Raw genomic sequence first — 17,180 nt, forward strand, 5'->3', positions numbered from 1 at the left:
CGATGACCTCCCTGGCCCTCACCCACGCCCGCTTCCGGATTCTCGAGACGATCCGCATCCCCATCGCCGTCGTCGGCGGCGCGTTCTTCCCGGCCGCGTCGATGCTCTTCTTCGTCGTACCGTTCGCCGGCGACAACCCCGAAGGCGCCACGTTCGCCACGGCCTCCATGGTGATGTTCGCGGTGATGACGAGCTCCCTGTTCACCTACGGCGTCGGCGTCTCCGAGGACCGCGCCCAGCCCTGGGACCCGTTCACCCGCACCCTGCCGGCCGGCCCCGCGGCCGCGTTCGCTGGGCGCATCCTGTCCGGCCTGACGTTCATGGCCATCTCGCTGCTGCCGGTGGTCGTCATCGGCTGGCTGTTCACCGCGGCCACCACGAGCGCGCCGGGCCTGCTGCTCGCCGTCGGCGCCGTGGTCCTCGGCGCGCTGCCGTTCACGTTCATGGGCCTCGCCATCGGGTACGCGCTGCCGATGAAGGCCGCCCTGGCCGTCGCCCAGATCATCTTCTTCCCGCTGGCGTTCGGCGGCGGCCTGCTCTCGGCCCCGGGCCAGGCACCCGGCTTCGTGGAGACGATCGCCCCGTACCTGCCCACCCGCGGCGCGGTCGAGCTGGTCTGGGCCGCGGTCGGCGACTTCCACGTGTCGGCGACCTCGATGCTGTCGCTGGCCGCGTGGACCCTCGTGATGGCCGCCCTGGCCGCGTGGGCCTTCCGCCGCGACGAGGGCGCCCGCTTCAGCTGACGGGGGAGGCGGGAGCACGGTCGAGGAGCCGGAGCAGGTGCTGTGTCACCAGCTCGGGGCTCCTCGACCGCCATGCTGCGTTTCCCGCACCCCCGTGCGCGCTCTCGCGGGCGCGCTACCGGGCCATCAGCTCAAGCAGGTGCCGAGTCACCAGCTCCGGCTCCTCCTCGGCCATGAAGTGGCCGGCCGGAACCGTGTGGTGGTGCAGGTCCGTCGCCCAGGCGCTCCAGCGGGACCGGGCGTCGAAGCCCATCGCGGCGCCCCAGTCCTGCTGCAGCACCGTGACCGGCATCGAGAGCCGCTCGCCCGCGGCCCGGGAGGCCTCGTCGTGCTCGACGTCGACCGTGGCGGTCGCGCGGTAGTCGGCGACGATGGACGGGATCGCGTCGCGGGAGGCCCCCAGGTACCGCTGCCGCATCTCCGGCGGCAGGGAACCGTCGCCCCAGGCGTCGAGGAAGTGCCCGAAGAACGCGTCGGGCGCCCCGGCGATGAGCAGCTCCGGCAGCGGGGCCGGGGCCGCCATCAGGAACAGGTGGAAGCCGACGACGCCGGCCGTGCCGCGCAGTACCTCCCAGGAATCCAGCGTCGGCAGCACATCCAGCACGGCGAGGTGGGTGATGCGGGACGGGTGGTCGAGCCCGGCCCGGATCGCGACGAGGGCCCCGCGGTCGTGCCCGGCGAGCGCGAACCGCTCGAACCCGAGCGCCCGCGCGAGCGCGACGACGTCCTGGGCCATGACCCGCTTGGCATAGGCGGCGGTACCGTCCGGCTTGTCGCTGTCGCCGTAGCCGCGCAGATCCGGGCAGATGACCATGTGCCCCGCGGCCGCGAGGGCCGGCGCCACGTGCCGCCACATCAGGTGCGTCTGCGGGAAGCCGTGCAGCAGGACGACGGGGCTCCCCGCCCCGCACACGGCGACGTTGAGGGAGACGGCGGGGGCGACTTCGACGCGACGGTACGAGAATTCCATGCCGCCACCCTGCGCCCGCCCGATCAGCATCGGGTCAGCGGCGAATAATCGGTGCCGTGATCTCCTTCGGCGTCCTGGGCCCCCTGGAGGCCCGGGACCCGGATCCGGTACCGCTCAAGGGCCCCCGCCACCGCACGGTGCTGGCCCGCCTGCTCGTCGCCCGCGGCCGGGTCGTGCCCGTCGGTGTCCTCGCCGACGACGTGTGGTCCGGCACCGCGCCACCCGGCGCCCTGGCCGCGATCCGCACGTTCGTCGCGGACCTGCGCCGCGCCCTGGAGCCGGACCGTCCGCCCCGCGCGGAGCCGCGCCTGCTGGTGACCGCCGCGCCCGGGTACGCCCTGCGCGCCGCCCCCGCCTCCGTCGACGCCGTCCGCTTCGAGCACCTGCTGGCCGCCGGCACCCTCGAGGCCCTGGACAAGGCCCTGGCGCTGTGGCGCGGCCCGGCCTACGCGGAGTGGTCGGACCAGCCGTGGGCGCGCGCCGAGATCGACCGCCTGGACGAGCTGCACCAGCTGGCCGTGGAGCGCCGGGCCGCGGCCCTGCTGGAGCGCGACCGCCCGGCGGAGGCGGCCTCGGACCTGCGCGCGTTCGTCGCCGCGCACCCGTTGCGCGAGGAGTCCTGGCGGCTGCTGGCCCTGGCGTTGTACCGCTCCGGCCGCCAGGGAGACGCCCTGGCCGCCCTGCGCGAGGCCCGCGACACCCTCGTGTCGGAGCTGGGCGTCGACCAGGGCCCGGCGCTGCGTGCCCTGGAGCGGGACATCCTGGCGCAGTCCGAGAGCCTCGCCCCGCCCGGCCGCGCCGGGCCCTCGGCGCGGCTCTTCGGGCGCGACGACGAGCTCGCCCGGCTCCGCGGCAGCACCGCGTCCGTGGCGCTCGTCGAGGGCGAGGCGGGCGCCGGCAAGAGCGCCCTCGCCGAGGCGTTCGCCCGCGAATGGGAGTCGAGCGGCCGCCCGGTGCGGTGGGGGAGGGCCGGCGAGCACGAGGGCGCCCCCGGCACCTGGCCGTGGACCGACCTGCGCACGGCGGGCGACGAGCTCGGCCCGGGCCCGGTGCTGCTCGTCGCCGAGGACGTGCACCGGGCCGACAAGGACGTGTGGGACGTGCTCGCCGCGCTGCCCGGGCGGGTCCGGCTCCTGGCGACCGCGCGCGACACCGACCCGAGCCCGCAGTACGTCGCGTTCCTGGCCCGCCTCGCCCGCGCCGAGCCGCTGCGCATCCGGCTGGGCGGCCTCGACGAGCGGGCCACCGCCGGCCTGGCGCGGGAGGTCGGGGGGCGGGATCTGCGGGCACGGGAGGTACACCTGCTGCGGGAGCGAACCGGGGGCAACCCGTTCTTCGTGCGCGAGCTGGCCCGCCTGCTGGCCGCCGAGGGCCCGACCGCGCTGCATACCGTGCCGCCGGGCGTCCGCGACGTCATCCGGCACCGCCTGGCGCTGCTGCCGGAGCCGGCGCGGGACGTCCTGCTGCGGGCCTCCGTCCTCGGCCGGGACGTCGACCCGGAGCTGCTGGCCGCGCTGGCCGGCACGGACGTGCTGGACGCGCTGGAGGAGGCGACGCGGGCGGGGTTCCTGGCCGACGGCACCCGGTTCGCGCACGTCCTGGTCCGCGACACCATCTACGGCGACCTGTCGCAGCCGAGGCGCGCGGCCTGGCACAAGGCCGCGGGCGAGGCGGCGGAGGCGTTGTCCCCCGGGGACGTGGACGTCATGGCGTACCACTTCACGGCGTCGGCCCTGCGCACCACGGCCCCGAAGGCGGCCCGCTACTCGGCCGCGGCCGCGGCCCGGGCCGAGCGCCGCAACAACCCGCACGAGGCCGCCCGCCTGTGGCGGCAGTCGCTGGCCCACGCGCCCGACGACGTCGAGTCGCTGCTGGGCCTGAGCCGTGCCCTGGCCGTGACCGGGCACCTGGCGGAGTCCCGGCGTCTGCGGGCCACCGCGATGTCGAGGGGCGGCCTGGACACCTTCGCCGTACCGGCGATCTGGCCGAGAAACGACGACGAGCACCTCTCCGCCGCGATCGCCGCGGCGGCCACGGAGGCCCTGCGGGACGCCTCGGGCCCGGCGAGATCCCGCCTGCTGTCGACCCTGGCCATGGAGCTGCGCGGCACCCGCGACGCGCGGGGGAGCGAGGCCGCCGAGGAGGCCTACGCGCTCGCCGGCGCCGACCCGGCCCTGCGCGCCCTGGCCCTCAACGCGCGGTTCCTGCACAGCTTCCCGGCCCCGGGCCGGGCCCGCGCGCGCATGGCGATCGCCGAGGAGCTGCTGGACCTGTCGTCCGCGCACGACCTGGTCACCTTCGCCGTCCTGGGCCACCTGATCGCCCTGCAGGCCGCGTGCGCCCTGGACGACCTGGCGCGGGCCGACTCCCACGCGGCGGCGGCCGACGCCTTGTCCGCGCGCTACGGCCTGCCCGTCGTCCCCGTCTTCACCGCGTGGTACGCCGCCCTGCGCCTGGCCGCCGCGGGCGCCACCGACGAGGCCGAGCGGGCGTACCGGGCCGCGGACGCCGTCCTCGCGAGGTCCCAGATGCCGGGGATGCACGAGGGGCTCCTGGGCCTGGCGCTGCTGTCGATCGACCGCTGGACCCCGTCCGACGACCTGGGCCCGTACGAGCCCTGGGCCCGCCCGCTGCTGCACCGGGACCGTCAGGCCCTGCGCGACCTGCCCCCGTCCCCGCACGACCTGCTCTGGGAGGCGCGGTTGTGCCTGGCCCTGCGGGCGGCGCGGGAGCTGGGCGACACCGCGTCGCACGCCCGCCTGTCGGCGGAACTGCGCCCCGCGGCCGGCGAGCACGCGGCCGGCAGCGGCGTCCTGACCCTGGGCCGGGTCGCCGACTACCTCTGACCCCCTCGCCGCGTACGGTGCTGCGGTGGACAGCCCCCAGGCGAAGTGGTGGATGCTCGGCATCGCGATCGCGCTTGCCCTGCCGACGCTGTGCTGCGGCGGCCTGTTCGCCGCCGCCAAGTGGAGCGAGTTCAGCTGCGAGCGCTCGGTCGAGCACGCCCGCGAGACCGTGCGGACCGACACGGAGCCGATCCGGGCCGAGCTCGCCCCGCTCGGGAAGGCGGCCGAGGTGCACTGGGTGCTCGAGCCCAGCCGCCACTGCGAGATCCTGCCCGTGCCCGGCACCGAGCGTGACTCGCAGTCGAGTACGCCACGTACTACGTGAACGTCGACCGGGCCACCGTCGTGTTCGTCTCCTACGCCGACCACGCCGCCTGACGGGTCACGCGCCGCGGTCCTCCGGGGGACTGACGAGCATCACGCGGTCGGCCGGGTGGCGGGTCTCGAACTCGTCGGTGCGGATCACGATCAGCGGGACGCCCGGGACGATGTGCAGGTCGTGGCGCTCCTCGGCCGTCGGCATCCGGGCCGTGACCTGGGCCGCCGGCGGCATCGGCAGCTCCTGCAGCGGGCCGGTCCGGCGCACCCTGGAGCGCCGGCCCCGCTCGGTCACGATCACGCCCTCGCTGCGCAGCGCCGTCATCGCGTCGCGGACGACGTCGCGGCTCACCTCGTACTGCTCGGCCAGCGCGGCCTCGCTCGGCAGCACCGAGCCCGGCGGGAGGTCCCCGCTGCGGATGCGCTCCTGCAGGGCGTTCGCGACCTGGCGGTACAGCGCGTGCACGGATCGGCGATCGAGCATGGCCAGGATGCTATCACCCTAATGGCCATGTGGCCACATATCGAGCGGCAGTGCGTCAGGGCTTGTGCGGGCAGCGGTGGATCGGGCGCCGCGGGATGCGGGCCGGGCGGCGGATCGACACCAGGCGGGCCGGGCGGACCGCGGGCAGCTTCGACGAGGCCGGGGCCGTCGTCCCCGCCGCCGCGCCCGACACCGCGGCCAGGTGCGACGACAGGGCCGCGTGCAGCAGGGTCGGGGACGACGACGGGTTCGGGGCCGCCGTCGACGGGTTCGCGCGGCGGTTCAGCGGCTGGTACGTGCGCTGCTGCGGCACCCGCGGACGGGTCGCGGAAGCGGCGGCACGAGCGGGAGCGGCCGGCCTGGGCAGCGCGGTCTGCGCCGGGTCGTCGTCCTTCTCGGGGCGGGTCACGATGAACGCGACCACCGCCGCCACGAGGACGGGGACCAGGTAAAGCAGGGCTGCGGCGTATTGCTCGGCCACGGCGGGGACTCCCAACGGCTGCACACGACTGACCTGCGCAACGCTACGGATTCCGCCGCACCCACCGTGTCATCCGGTCGGGTCTTGCTGCAAGTCCGGCCGGGGTGCAGCTGCGGTGCAAACCTCCCGGTACCACTCGTAGGAGCGCCGCGGGGTGCGCCGCTGGGTGTCGAAGTCGACGTGGACGAGGCCGAAGCGCTGGTGGTAGCCGTCCGCCCACTCGAAGTTGTCCAGCAGCGACCAGGTGCAGTAGCCGTGCACCTCGACCCCGGCGTCCATGGCCGCGCGCACGGCCTTCAGGTCGCCCGCGATGTAGTCGATGCGGAACTGGTCGTCGAGGTCGGGCCAGGAGCAGCCGCTCTCGATGATCCAGATCGGCGGGAGCCGGTCGCCGTAGCGCTCCTTGAGCCCGACCAGCAGCTCCCGCAGGCCGTCGGGGACCACGGGCCAGTCGTAGGCGGTCTTCGGGTACCCCTCGATCTCGAGGCGCACGAACGGCAGCGGGTCGCCCTCGGGCGGGGCGGCGATCAGCGACGGGTTGTAGTAGTTCACGCCCAGCGCCTGGATCGGCTGGGAGATGACCTCGAGGTCGCCCTCCAGCACGATGGAGTCGACGTCGGCCGTGGTCAGGAACTCGTAGCCGGGCGGGTACTGCCCGAGCAGGATCGGGTCCGTGAACAGGTGGTTCTGCACCAGGTCGTAGACGGCCGCGGCCAGCTGGTCCTCGTCGGAGTCGCTCCTGGGCCAGACCGGCGAGTGGTTGTTGGCGAGCGTCACCGGCGCGTTCGAGGTGCGGCGCAGGGCCGAGACGGCAAGACCATGGGCGAGCAGCAGATGGTGTACCACCGGCAGCTGGTCGGAGAGCATCCGCAGCCCGGGGGCGTGCACGCCCTGGACGTGACCGAGGGCGAAGTGGATGTACGGCTCGTTCAGCGTGATCCACAGCTTGACCCGGTCGCCCAGGCGCTCGCCGAGCAGCTCCGCGTACTCCCCGAAGCGCATCGCCGTGTCCCGGTTCGCCCAGCCGCCCTGGTCCTGCAGCGCCTGCGGCAGGTCCCAGTGGAACAGCGTGACGAGCGGGTCGATGTTCCGTGCGAGCAGCCCGTCGACGAGCCGGTCGTAGAAGTCGAGCCCGGCGGCGTTGGCGGGGCCCTCGCCGGTCGGCTGGATGCGCGGCCAGGCCACCGAGAAGCGGTACACCCCGGCGCCCAGCCCGGCGATCAGGTCGAGGTCGGACTCCCACCGGTGGTAGTGGTCGCAGGCCACGTCGCCGGTGTGCCCGTCGAGGGTCGCGCCGGGGGTGTGGGCGAAGGTGTCCCAGATGGACGGTCCGCGCCCGTCCTCGGCGACGGCGCCCTCGATCTGGTATGCGGCGGTGGACACGCCGAAGCGGAAGCCCGGCGGGAACGGCGGTAGATCCGGCATACGGCGCACGCTACCGCGCCGGGGCAAGATTGGGTCATGGCACACGACATTCCAGCGGTGGAGCTGGCGCCGGGGGTGAACCTGCCGACCATCGGCTTCGGCACGTGGCAGATCACGGGCCGTTCGGCGTACGAGTCGGCCCGCGCGGCGCTCGACGCCGGCTACCGGCACATCGACACCGCGACCATGTACGGCAACGAGGAGGAGATCGGCCGGGCGCTGCGCGACAGCGGCCTGGACCGCTCCGAGGTCTTCATCACCACGAAGCTGCCGCCGTCGCAGGCGGGCCGCGAACGGCAGACCCTCGAGGCGAGCCTCAAGGCGCTCGGCGTGGACTTCGTCGACCTGTGGCTCATCCACTGGCCGCCGGCCCGCGGCAAGTCCCTGCCCACGTGGGTCTCGTTCCTGGAGCAGCGCGACGCCGGGCGCATCCGCTCGGCCGGCGTCAGCAACTACGACACGGCGCTCGTCGACGAGCTGGTGCGGGAGACGGGCGAGACCCCGGTCGTGAACCAGGTCGCCTGGAGCCCGGGCCAGCACGACCCGCGCTTCCTCGACGACATGCGCGAGCGGCGGGTCGTCGTGGAGGGGTACAGCTCCCTGAAGAACACGCCCCTGGACGACCCCCGGCTCGTCGCGGTCGCGAAGGCCCACGACGCGACCGTGCCGCAGGTGGTGCTGCGCTGGCAGCTGCACCACGACATCGTCGTCATCCCGAAGTCCACCCGCCCCGAGCGGATGCGCGAGAACCTGGCGGTGCTCGGCTTCGAGCTGACGAAGGAGGAGATCGAGGCCGTCAGCACCCTCTGATCAGCCCCGTTTGACGGACCGGTCGATGCGGGCCCGCCAGCCCCGTTCCCGGGGCTTGCGGCGCAGCTTGGCCAGGGCCGCGACCGCACCGGCGGCGAGCTCCTCGAAGTCGAAGCCGGTGCGGTGCGTGCCCTTCTGGATGACGAACGCCATCCCGGCCGAGTTGCTCACCGCCCACCCGGGCCGGGTGCCCAGGCGGTGGGCGGCGCCGGCGCCGTACGCCGTGACGAGCTGGATGTCGAACGGGTACCGCACCGCGCCGCCCTCGCGGGTCACCACGATCCGGGCCTGCGCGAGGGTGTCGTCGCGGTTGAACAGGGCCCGCCACCACGTCGTGCGCGGGGCCTCGACGACCACCTCGACGCCCTCGCCGTGCTCGCCCGGGTCGCCCGCCTCGGCGACGCGCCGGACCAGCTCCACGACCCGGTCCGGGCGCGACCGCCGGAACGGCACCCAACTGTCCACGGCGTCGAATATAAGGATTGTTCCGAGCTACCGCGGCGTCCGTCGGGGTCCGGACCGTTGCTCCCGCGGCCTCACCCGGCGCGGGTGGTCGCGGTCCCGGCTCCCTACGGAACCGGCGGCGGCGGGTCGAGCACGACGCTCAGCGTGGCGAACGCCGACTTGTTGCCGGTCGCGTCGAAGGCCCGCACCCGGATCCCGAACACCGTCTGCCCGGCGGCGCGCGGCTCCGTGAACGTCGTCGCGGTGGTGTCGCCGATCCAGTCCGGCCCGTGGAAGAGCTGATATCCGGCCACGCCCACGTTGTCGGACGACGCCGTCCAGGCCCACGTCACCTGGGTCGCCGAGACCGAGATCCGCAGGTCGCCCGGGATCGTCGGGCGCGACGAGTCCGAGGCCGGGCCCGGGTCGATCGCGACGGAGATCGACCGCGGCTCGGAGCGGTTCCCGGCCCCGTCGAACGCCACGACCTTGTACGTGAACTCGCCGAACCCGAGCGGCGGCACGGTCAGTGACAGGTTGCTCGTCGCGCCGTAGTGATCGCCGTTGACGTACACGTCGTAGCCGGCCACGGCGACGTCGTCGGCCGCGGCCGTCCACCTGATGACGGTCATCCCCGGGTACACGACCGGCGGCATGCCCGGCGCGGTGGTGTCGGGCGGCCCGCCGGGGGTGATGACCGCGAACGGCGACGCGTTCCCGGCGGCGTCGAGCGCCCGCACCCGGTAGGTGATGATCGCCGGCGGCGGCGTGGGCATCGTGTATTCGGTGCCGGTCACGGTGGCCACGAGGCCGGCGCCGCTGTAGACCTCGTACGCCCGCACCCCGGTGTCGTCGCCGGACGCGTCCCAGCGCAGCGTGAACGTGCTCGTGCCGATGCTCGTGCGCAGATGACCGGGGGTGGAAGGCGGCCGGATGTCGGCGGCGCCCGCGCAGGAAGCCCCGTTCAGGGAGCAGTTGAGCGGCCCGCCGGTTCCCTGCGCGAGCCATCCGAACGTGGCGCTCCCGCCCGGCGCGACGACCGCGTTCCAGGACTCCCCGAGCGCGACGTAGTGGTTGCCGGAGTGGGTGATCGTGGCGCCCCAGGCGTTGGCGATCGTCGTGCCGCCGGGCAGGTCGAACTCGAGCCGCCAGGTCAGCGGCGCCGAGGTGCCGTTGTCGATGGTGTACTGCCCGGTGTACCCGGTCGCCCAGGCACTCTGCTTCGTGAAGGTGGCCGTGGCCGCGCCGGGAACGGCGGCGGCCCGGGCGGGTGTCGCGGCGGCCGCGACGACGGCCGCGGCGGTGGCGACCGCCACCAGGAAACGATTCATGTCAATAAGTGTTCGAGATCGTCCGCTCGGGTTCAATGAGCAGCACGACGCGGTCCTCGCGCAGCGGGTAGGGCCCGCCGATGTACTTCTGGGCGAGCCGATCAATGATGTCCCAGGCCGCGTCCCCGTCGACCGTCTCCACGACCCGGCCGTGAATGAGCTCCGTCGAGTTCGGCCGCTCCCGGTCGGTGATGGAAAGTGCCACGCGCGGGTCCCGGGCGACATTGCGCGCCTTGCGCGACCGCGGCGACGTGAGGATCGCGATCCGGTCTCCCTCGCGCCCGACCCAGACCGGGACGGAGTGTGGCGACCCGTCGGGCAGCACGGTGGCGATGTGGGCGATGTTCGTGTCGTCGATGAGGCTCATACCCGAACCGTAGCAGAGTTAGTCTCTTAAGGGAACTGACTTGCTAGGATCGTCCCATGCAACGCACCCAGTTCTCGGACATGGCCTGCTCCATCGCGCGAACCCTGGACGTGATCGGCGAGCCGTGGTCGCCGCTGATCCTGCGCGACGTGTACGTGGGCATCAACCGCTTCGAGCAGCTGCAGAGCGACCTGGGCATCTCCCGCAAGGTGCTGACCCAGCGCCTGACGTGGCTGGTCGAGCAGGGCGTGCTGGAGCGGCGCGCCTACTCGGACCGGCCGCCCCGCCACGAGTACGTGCTGACCACCAAGGGCGCCGAGCTGTGCGACCTGCTGACGGTCATGGTGCGCTGGGGCGACCGGTGGACCGCGGGGGAGGCGGGGCCGCCGGTGCTGTACCGCCACCACGCCTGCGGCGAGATCGCCCACGTCGAGCCCGTGTGCTCGGCCTGCGGCCGGCCCATGCACGCCACCGACGTGGACGTCCTGCCCGGCCCGGGAGCTTCCGCGGAGCACTCAGGTAGCGAGCCGGTCGGCCGATGAATCGTCTGACAACACCTCGAACGGAGCACTTCGCATGCGTCGCTGGCTGGGTTCCCGCCGCGTCTTCACCAAGATCCTCCTCGTGGCCGCGGTCGCCGTCGCCGGCACCGCCGCCACCGGGCTGCTCGCCCTCGCCGGCATCGGCGACCTGCGGGCCACGCGCAACAGCGAGGTCGGGGGCGCGGTGCCGTACATCGCCGCCCTGAACAAGGCCGCCCTCAGCGCCAAGACGGCCGCGAACGACGAGCGCGGCTTCCTGCTCGGCGGGGACACCCAGTTCCGTGACGAGGCGCTGGGCCGCCAGGCGGACATCAACGCCGCGCTCCAGGACGCCGCCCGGACCGGCAACCCGGCCGTCAAGGAGATCCAGGCCGCGGTGGACGCGTGGTTCGCCGCGCTGCGGACCGAGTTCACGACCTACGGCACGGACCGCGCCAAGGCCGTGGCGGACGCGTTCGGGGCCAACCGCGACCTGCGCAAGGTGTACGAGGCCCGCTTCGACGCCGAGATCGAGCGCGCGCAGAACGCCCTGGTCGCGGGCAAGGACTTCGACCACACCGTGAACTCGACGCGGCTGGCCGTCGTGGTGGTGCTGTGCGTGGCGCTCGCGCTGGCCGTGGCGCTGAGCCTGTACATCGCCAGCGTCATCGTCCAGCCGCTGCGGCGCGTCTCGCACGTCCTGCGCGCCGTGGCCGACGGCGACCTGACCCAGGACGCCGGCGTCGACCAGCGCGACGAGGTCGGCCAGATGGCGGCCTCCCTCGGCGTGGCCCGCGGCCGCCTGCGCGAGACCGTCGCGAGCCTGGCCGAGCACTCGGCGACCCTGGCCGGCGCGGCCGAGGAGCTCGCCTCGACCAGCCGGCAGAGCGCCGCCGGCGCCGAGGCGGGCTCCCGCCAGGCCGGCGCCGTGGCCGGCCTGGCCGACCGCATGTCCGGCACCATCTCCACGGTCGCGTCGGGCGCGACGCAGATGGGCGCGTCGATCCGCGAGATCTCCCAGAGCGCGACCCAGGCGGCGACGGTCGCGGGCCGGGCCGTCGAGGTGGCCACGTCGACGAACGACGTGATGTCGAAGCTCGGCGACTCCTCGGCCGAGATCGGCAACGTCATCAAGGTCATCACGTCGATCGCCGAGCAGACCAACCTCCTGGCCCTGAACGCGACCATCGAGGCGGCCCGCGCGGGCGACGCCGGCAAGGGCTTCGCCGTGGTCGCGAGCGAGGTGAAGGACCTGGCCCAGGAGACCGCCCGCGCCACGGACGACATCGCCCGCCGCGTCCAGGCCATCCAGGCGGACACGACCGGCGCGGTGTCGGCGATCGGCGAGATCTCGCAGATCATCGCGCGGATCAACGAGTACCAGACGACGATCGCCTCGGCGGTGGAGCAGCAGTCGGCCACGACGGAGGAGATGAGCCGCAGCGTCGAGGAGGCCGCCGCGACGGGCCGCGAGGTGGCCGGCACGATCGGCGAGGTGGCCACGTCGGTCCAGCTCACCACGGACGGCATCACGGAGTCGGAGCGGGCCGCGGGCAGCCTGGCCGCGATGTCGGCGAGCCTGCGCGGCATCGTGCAGACGTTCCGCTACTGACCGCGGCCGTGTGCCGTAGGCACCGCTCGCCGGCCCGGCCCGTTACCTTCGAGTGCCCTTGACGGGGCGATATGAACCGAAGACATCGACTATGGTCGGACTCCGTGACCTACCCACCGACCGGCGACCCCAACGACGGCCAGTATTTCGGCGGCTATCCCGCGCCGCCCGGGCCACCGCCGACCGGCGCTTTCCCGGCTTCGCCCGGCCCGAGCCAGCCGGTCTCGCCCGGCTATCCGCCCCAGTACGGGCCGCCGCAATACCCGCAGCAGCAGCCAGCCGGCTACCCGCAGCAGCCGCCCGCCGGTTACCCGGTGCAGCAGCCCGCCGGTTACCCGCCGCAGCCGCCGCCCACCCAGTCGTGGCAGCAGGCGCCGGCCACGCAGGGCTGGCAGCAGCCCCCGACGCCGCCGCAGGGCTGGCAACCGCCCCCGCCGACGCAGGGCTGGCAGCCGCCGCCCGCCCCGATGCCGGGCGCCCCCCGCGGCTCGACCCCCTGGCCGCTGATCGGCGTGATCGCGGGCGTTCTGGTACTGGCCGTGATCGGCGGCGTGCTCGTCGTCACCAAGCTCGTCGGCAACGACGACCCGGTGGCCCCCGTGACCGCGGACGGCGGCCCGGCCGAGGCCACCACGACCGGCCCCGCGGCCCCCGGCCTGCCGACCGACCGCCCGCTGAAGACCAGCTCCGCACCGGCGGGCCCGGGCAAGTACAGCGCCGCGGGCGACCTGTGCTCGATGGACCTGACCGCCCTGGGCATCTACGCGTCGAAGAAGGAGAAGGCGACGCCGAACGTGCGCAACACCGGCGGCATCGCCCGCTCCGACTGCGACTTCGATCTGCGCACCTCCTCGGGCATGAAGGTCACCTTCGGCATCAAGACGCAGGTCTACACGACCACGAAGGAGGCGAAGCAGTACTTCGACTCCGGCTACGACCTGGACAAGTCGCGCTACTTCGACGCCGACCTGACCGGCCTGGGCGAGCGCTCCTACGGCACCAACCGCGACTGGGACATCGGCTCGAAGACGAGCGACTACACGATCCGCGTGGTGGACAGCAACCTGTACCTCTCGGTGAGCCTGGTGACCTTCGGAACCGCCTTCGTCCCGAAGGACCAGCTCAAACCGAAGACGATCGACGAGGTCAAGACGATCCTCGGCAAACTGCCCACGGCCTGACCGCATGATCTCCGGCCGTTGGTGCGGACCTCTTGCCCGGCTTCGCTGACGGGTTTCCACCGCCGGGACCACCCCTTTGGAGCGGTCCGGCCGCAGGCCGCACCGCGGCTACGCTCGGGTGGAAGGGGGTGATCACAATGCCCAGATACCTCATCGAGGCGACCTACACGCACGACGGACTCCGCGGGCTCATGAAGGACGGCGGCAGCGGCCGGGTCGACGCGGCCCGCAAGACGGCCGAAAGCGTCGGCGGACACCTTGAGTCGTTCGACTTCAGCTTCGGCGAGCGCGACACGGTTTGCATCTGCGAGCTGCCCGACAACAAGGCGGCCGCCGCCCTCGCGCTCACGATCGGCGCGTCCGGTGGAGCGACCACCAAGACCGTGGCGCTGCTCAGCCCCGCAGAGGTCGACCAGGCGGTTCGGCAGACGGTCGACTTCCGCGCGCCCGGCGCCTGACCGACCCACACTGCAACCACTGCCCTCCGGCGGCGGAGCCCGGCCGTTCGGCTCCGTCACCCTGCGTGCCGGCCGCCCACGGCGATGTTCCCCGTGGGCGGCCGCGGAGCGTAGCCTCAGGGGCGGATGGCCGAGTCGGTCCGGCCGAGCCGTCCGAAGGTGCCCGCCAGCTGCTTGTCCAGCTGCACGGAGGGCGTCAGAGCTCGCGGGTTCAGCCTGTCGCGATGGCGGCCAGGCGGGGATCATGTCCCCGCGCTGACCGCCGTTCACCGTCTGCCGTCGGTTACGGCTGCAGGCTGCGCAGCGGGCCTTCAGCGTCCGGGAAGTTCCTGGTGCTCAACACCTGCGGGCCCGCGGTGTGGTCGCCGTTGAACGGCGTCACAGCCTTCGGGTCCTTCGAGCAGCCGGCGGCGACCGCATCCTCCGGCGAGTTGAACCACAGCCCGAGGTGGTACTGGTGGACCGGGGCCGTCGCCGGGTTCGACGAGGCGTCCGCGATCGGCGAGGTGTGCACCACCGGTGCCGGGGCGGTGCCGGGCGCCACGCTGAACGTCTCGATGCTGAACCGGCCGACGAACGTGCCGGCGGCAACGCCCCACTGGTTCGTGTTCAGGTCGCCCTGGTACCAGGACATGCCGAACGGCGCGTTCGGCACCTGGATGACGAACAGATCGAAGTCGGTGTTCTTCGGCAGGCCGCTCGCCGCGATCGTCATCACCTCGACCTGCCCCCTCGACTGTACGGTGACATCGGCCTTGGCCTTGGGCAGGCAGTCCGTATTCACCGAGTTCGCGGACCGGACCATTTGAAAGTGGATCCTGGTGTGTTTGGCGCTGGTGGCGATGGCCGCCGCCCCGCCGCCCGCGACGATCATTCCTGCGGTGCCGAAGACGATGGCGGCGCGTTTGATGTACTTGTTCATGTCGGCCTCCCTGTGTGTCGAACTGTGTGTCGAACTCTGGTGTCGGGTCTGTTTCGAGACATACGGACGAAACTGAGCAGGCGGAATCGACCCACCTTCGTGGTGGGGGGATGGAGGAAACGAGAGCAGCACGCAATTGCGCGCAACGAGGCGCGCCCTACCTGTGCACGCTGAAGTGCGCTCGGTAGCCGATTGACCGTTTAACAGGCCAGACGCCGGCGCTCTCCTCGCCTTTGGGAACGGGCCCACGGACAAGGTACTGCACGGGAAATGCCCGAGGGTTGGTGTCGCGTTCGGCCGGTGAGGCGGTATTGCTGTTGCCGTCCGCCTCACCTGCCAGGCGTCACCTACGGCTCATACGGGCGCGAACGACTGCTTCGACGTGCGACGGCAACCTCAACGAAGATCGGAGTGCCGCCGCGTCGGTAATCACGTCGCGTTTCTCGGACGAACCATTCCCTTGCCCCGTCGGAAGTCGCGCGGTCCACGGCGCCTACGACGGAAGCCCGAGTGCGGAGGACGCCGTGCCGGCGCCGTTCCATCCGCATGACGCGGCGTTCAGGGACTATGATCGCTGGCCCCATTTCGCCGACCGTAATGCGGCCAACCACGTCTACGCCTGGGTTGCCGTAAGCGTTGCCGTACGGCTTATTCGGTCCACGCGCTCGGAGGGATCTCCTGGCGCGAGGTCAGTCCGTCGCTCTCGGATGGCCGGTACCGGCATGTTTGATCCAGCACGTCTGGGTCTCGTGGTCGACCAGGTACCAGACTCGGCCGCCGGCCGTGACTTCGTACTGCCACTGGGCCAGAGATTTTCCGCCGTAAGTATCGATGGAGAGGCTGCCTTTGAGCGGATGTTGTCGTGCGGTGGGAACAGAGGGGCACGGGTCGGCTTCGATCGCGTCGAACGCCGTGCGAGTGTTTGCAGCGGCCTGCCGGCACAAGTCTTCCCAGCCTTTGGCGGCGTCGTTGGAGGCGAAGCGCAGGACGTAGCCCCCAGGGCGGGGTGGCGGAGCTGCTCGGTCGCCGCGTTTGGCGCTCACTGCTCCTCCGGTCGAGTCACCGGTCCGAAGTCGTCGAGTGGCTGTGTCGTCAGCACCCGGTACAGGTCAGGGTCGGCATGGATCTCGGCCGTGTGCCGCCACTCGACGAGGCACTGCGACACTGCCGCGGTGTTGCCGAGTGCCGCAGCCGCTTCTGTGGTCGAAACGAGTTCGGCCGCCATGGCGTCGATGTCGGTCGCAGGCAGGAAGCGAACCCAGGGCAGCGCGTTCGGGAGTACTTCGCGGAGCAGATCCGGGTCGCGGCGTGCGACCCCCGCGAGCAGTCGCGAGGTCACATCGATCACCTCGGCCTCCGCCTCGGCGCGCTCGGCCGACATCAACACGAGGTCCGCGGCATCACGCCGCCGCAGCCGCACTGCGCGGGCGCGAGTCAGGCGGTCGGTCGTCTCGGCGGGCTGACGCAGCAGCTCGGAGAAGGGCACTGACTCCAACGGTGCGGCGGTCATACATCAACACTACTTCAGAACTCGCGGGCGTCGCCACTGCAGGCCAGTGCGGTGCCGACGAACGTTCGCCCCACTGCCGTTGCCGTACGTTGGCCGTGGGGGCGGCTTCCACCGGTGCGTCTTTGCTGATGGGTACAGGTTGGGTTCGAACCAACGACCCCGCTCGTAAGGGTTTGCCCGGTCCGTTCGGTTCCGTCATGTGCGGGGACGATTCGTCGGTGCTCTGGGCCCTCCTCGGCAGGCCGCGGCCGTTGCCGTAAGAAGGCACGGCCTGTCGGAGGATGTGGGGCAGTCGACGTGTTGCCGGTGCCGGGCGGACTTGGCCGCGGCGGTTGGTGGTCCGTCCGGCCTCGGCGCGAACTGTCAGGTCGAACGACTCGATGAACGGCTTGAAGTGCTTCGGGGGTCGGTGCGCTTTGTGCGTGGCATGCCTCACCGTGCCTGGTCAGAGCGTTGCGGCGGCGTCCTCGCCAAAGCTGTAAGCGGGTGGTCTTTGAGCATCGTTCGGCTTCCCTCCTGCGGAGGCTCACCGGCGTTCATGCAGGTCAGACGTATTCGGTGGGCACGGTTGGGTTCGAACCAACGACCCCCGCTTGTAAGTTCTGCCCGTTCCGTCCGTCGCGGTCCGTTCGGGTCGGTCGCGTGTGGAGACTATTCACCGGTGGTCTGGGCCGTCATCGGTAGGTCGCGGCGGTTGCCGTAAGCGTTGCCGTAAGAAGGCACGGCCTGTCGGAGGATGTGGGGCAGTCGACGTGTT

Annotated in this window: 18 protein-coding genes; 8 read left to right on the plus strand and 10 right to left on the minus strand. The window is 72.4% G+C overall.

Annotation, left to right across the window (positions count from 1 at the left end):
- Positions 1-2: 2 nt before the first annotated feature.
- On the plus strand, positions 3-743 hold the full coding sequence (locus AC6JBM_RS51825) for an ABC transporter permease (protein ID WP_497980877.1): 741 nt from the start codon (positions 3-5) through the stop codon (positions 741-743).
- Positions 744-858: 115 nt separating this feature from the next.
- On the opposite strand, the gene AC6JBM_RS51830 is transcribed toward AC6JBM_RS51825, so the two are convergent.
- The gene (locus AC6JBM_RS51830) at positions 859-1,713 is read right to left on the minus strand and encodes an alpha/beta fold hydrolase (RefSeq protein ID WP_497980878.1); all 855 of its coding nucleotides are present in this window, start codon (positions 1,711-1,713) and stop codon (positions 859-861) included.
- A 56-nt stretch (positions 1,714-1,769) separates the two neighbouring features.
- Between AC6JBM_RS51830 and AC6JBM_RS51835 the strand changes: the two genes are divergently transcribed.
- Complete coding sequence (locus tag AC6JBM_RS51835; protein ID WP_497980879.1) at positions 1,770-4,559, plus strand: ATP-binding protein; 2,790 nt, start codon at positions 1,770-1,772, stop codon at positions 4,557-4,559.
- 25 nt (positions 4,560-4,584) lie between these two features.
- Complete coding sequence (locus AC6JBM_RS51840; protein ID WP_497980880.1) at positions 4,585-4,884, plus strand: hypothetical protein; 300 nt, start codon at positions 4,585-4,587, stop codon at positions 4,882-4,884.
- A 57-nt stretch (positions 4,885-4,941) separates the two neighbouring features.
- Here the strand turns inward: AC6JBM_RS51840 and AC6JBM_RS51845 are convergent, their stop codons facing one another.
- From AC6JBM_RS51845 to AC6JBM_RS51855, 3 genes are all read right to left on the minus strand, one after another.
- Positions 4,942-5,361 (minus strand): winged helix-turn-helix domain-containing protein, encoded by a 420-nt coding sequence (locus tag AC6JBM_RS51845; protein WP_497980881.1) that lies wholly within the window; start codon positions 5,359-5,361, stop codon positions 4,942-4,944.
- A 55-nt stretch (positions 5,362-5,416) separates the two neighbouring features.
- A complete protein-coding gene (locus AC6JBM_RS51850) occupies positions 5,417-5,842 on the minus strand; it encodes a hypothetical protein (RefSeq protein ID WP_497980882.1) in 426 nt (141 codons plus the stop codon).
- Positions 5,843-5,911: 69 nt separating this feature from the next.
- Positions 5,912-7,267: a GH1 family beta-glucosidase gene (locus tag AC6JBM_RS51855; RefSeq protein WP_497980883.1), complete on the minus strand. Its 1,356-nt coding sequence runs from the start codon at positions 7,265-7,267 to the stop codon at positions 5,912-5,914.
- Positions 7,268-7,303: 36 nt separating this feature from the next.
- Here AC6JBM_RS51855 and AC6JBM_RS51860 point away from each other — a divergent pair, with 36 nt between their 5' ends.
- Positions 7,304-8,077, plus strand: a complete 774-nt coding sequence (locus tag AC6JBM_RS51860) for an aldo/keto reductase (protein ID WP_497980884.1) — start codon at positions 7,304-7,306, stop codon at positions 8,075-8,077.
- On the opposite strand, the gene AC6JBM_RS51865 is transcribed toward AC6JBM_RS51860, so the two are convergent.
- From AC6JBM_RS51865 to AC6JBM_RS51875, 3 genes are all read right to left on the minus strand, one after another.
- Positions 8,078-8,542: a hypothetical protein gene (locus tag AC6JBM_RS51865; protein ID WP_350615130.1), complete on the minus strand. Its 465-nt coding sequence runs from the start codon at positions 8,540-8,542 to the stop codon at positions 8,078-8,080. It lies immediately after the preceding gene.
- 104 nt (positions 8,543-8,646) lie between these two features.
- Complete coding sequence (locus AC6JBM_RS51870) at positions 8,647-9,852, minus strand: cellulose binding domain-containing protein (protein ID WP_497980885.1); 1,206 nt, start codon at positions 9,850-9,852, stop codon at positions 8,647-8,649.
- Position 9,853: 1 nt separating this feature from the next.
- A complete protein-coding gene (locus AC6JBM_RS51875) occupies positions 9,854-10,219 on the minus strand; it encodes a PPOX class F420-dependent oxidoreductase (RefSeq protein ID WP_350615128.1) in 366 nt (121 codons plus the stop codon).
- 56 nt (positions 10,220-10,275) lie between these two features.
- Here AC6JBM_RS51875 and AC6JBM_RS51880 point away from each other — a divergent pair, with 56 nt between their 5' ends.
- From AC6JBM_RS51880 to AC6JBM_RS51895, 4 genes are all read left to right on the plus strand, one after another.
- Positions 10,276-10,761, plus strand: coding sequence for a winged helix-turn-helix transcriptional regulator (locus AC6JBM_RS51880; protein WP_497980886.1), 486 nt, complete (start codon positions 10,276-10,278; stop codon positions 10,759-10,761).
- Positions 10,762-10,795: 34 nt separating this feature from the next.
- Positions 10,796-12,352: a methyl-accepting chemotaxis protein gene (locus tag AC6JBM_RS51885; protein WP_497980887.1), complete on the plus strand. Its 1,557-nt coding sequence runs from the start codon at positions 10,796-10,798 to the stop codon at positions 12,350-12,352.
- A gap of 104 nt (positions 12,353-12,456) precedes the next feature.
- Positions 12,457-13,533: a flagellar basal body-associated FliL family protein gene (locus tag AC6JBM_RS51890; protein ID WP_497980888.1), complete on the plus strand. Its 1,077-nt coding sequence runs from the start codon at positions 12,457-12,459 to the stop codon at positions 13,531-13,533.
- Positions 13,534-13,670: 137 nt separating this feature from the next.
- Complete coding sequence (locus AC6JBM_RS51895; protein ID WP_497980889.1) at positions 13,671-13,991, plus strand: GYD domain-containing protein; 321 nt, start codon at positions 13,671-13,673, stop codon at positions 13,989-13,991.
- A gap of 283 nt (positions 13,992-14,274) precedes the next feature.
- On the opposite strand, the gene AC6JBM_RS51900 is transcribed toward AC6JBM_RS51895, so the two are convergent.
- The 3 genes from AC6JBM_RS51900 to AC6JBM_RS51910 all read right to left on the minus strand — a co-directional run bounded on the left by AC6JBM_RS51900 (position 14,275) and on the right by AC6JBM_RS51910 (position 16,423).
- Positions 14,275-14,913: a hypothetical protein gene (locus tag AC6JBM_RS51900; protein WP_497980890.1), complete on the minus strand. Its 639-nt coding sequence runs from the start codon at positions 14,911-14,913 to the stop codon at positions 14,275-14,277.
- A 689-nt stretch (positions 14,914-15,602) separates the two neighbouring features.
- A complete protein-coding gene (locus tag AC6JBM_RS51905) occupies positions 15,603-15,956 on the minus strand; it encodes a hypothetical protein (protein ID WP_497980891.1) in 354 nt (117 codons plus the stop codon).
- On the minus strand, positions 15,953-16,423 hold the full coding sequence (locus AC6JBM_RS51910; RefSeq protein ID WP_497980892.1) for a hypothetical protein: 471 nt from the start codon (positions 16,421-16,423) through the stop codon (positions 15,953-15,955). The genes AC6JBM_RS51905 and AC6JBM_RS51910 overlap by 4 nt, the downstream gene beginning before the upstream one ends.
- Positions 16,424-17,180: the final 757 nt, after the last annotated feature.

The organism is Dactylosporangium thailandense, assembly GCF_059739745.1.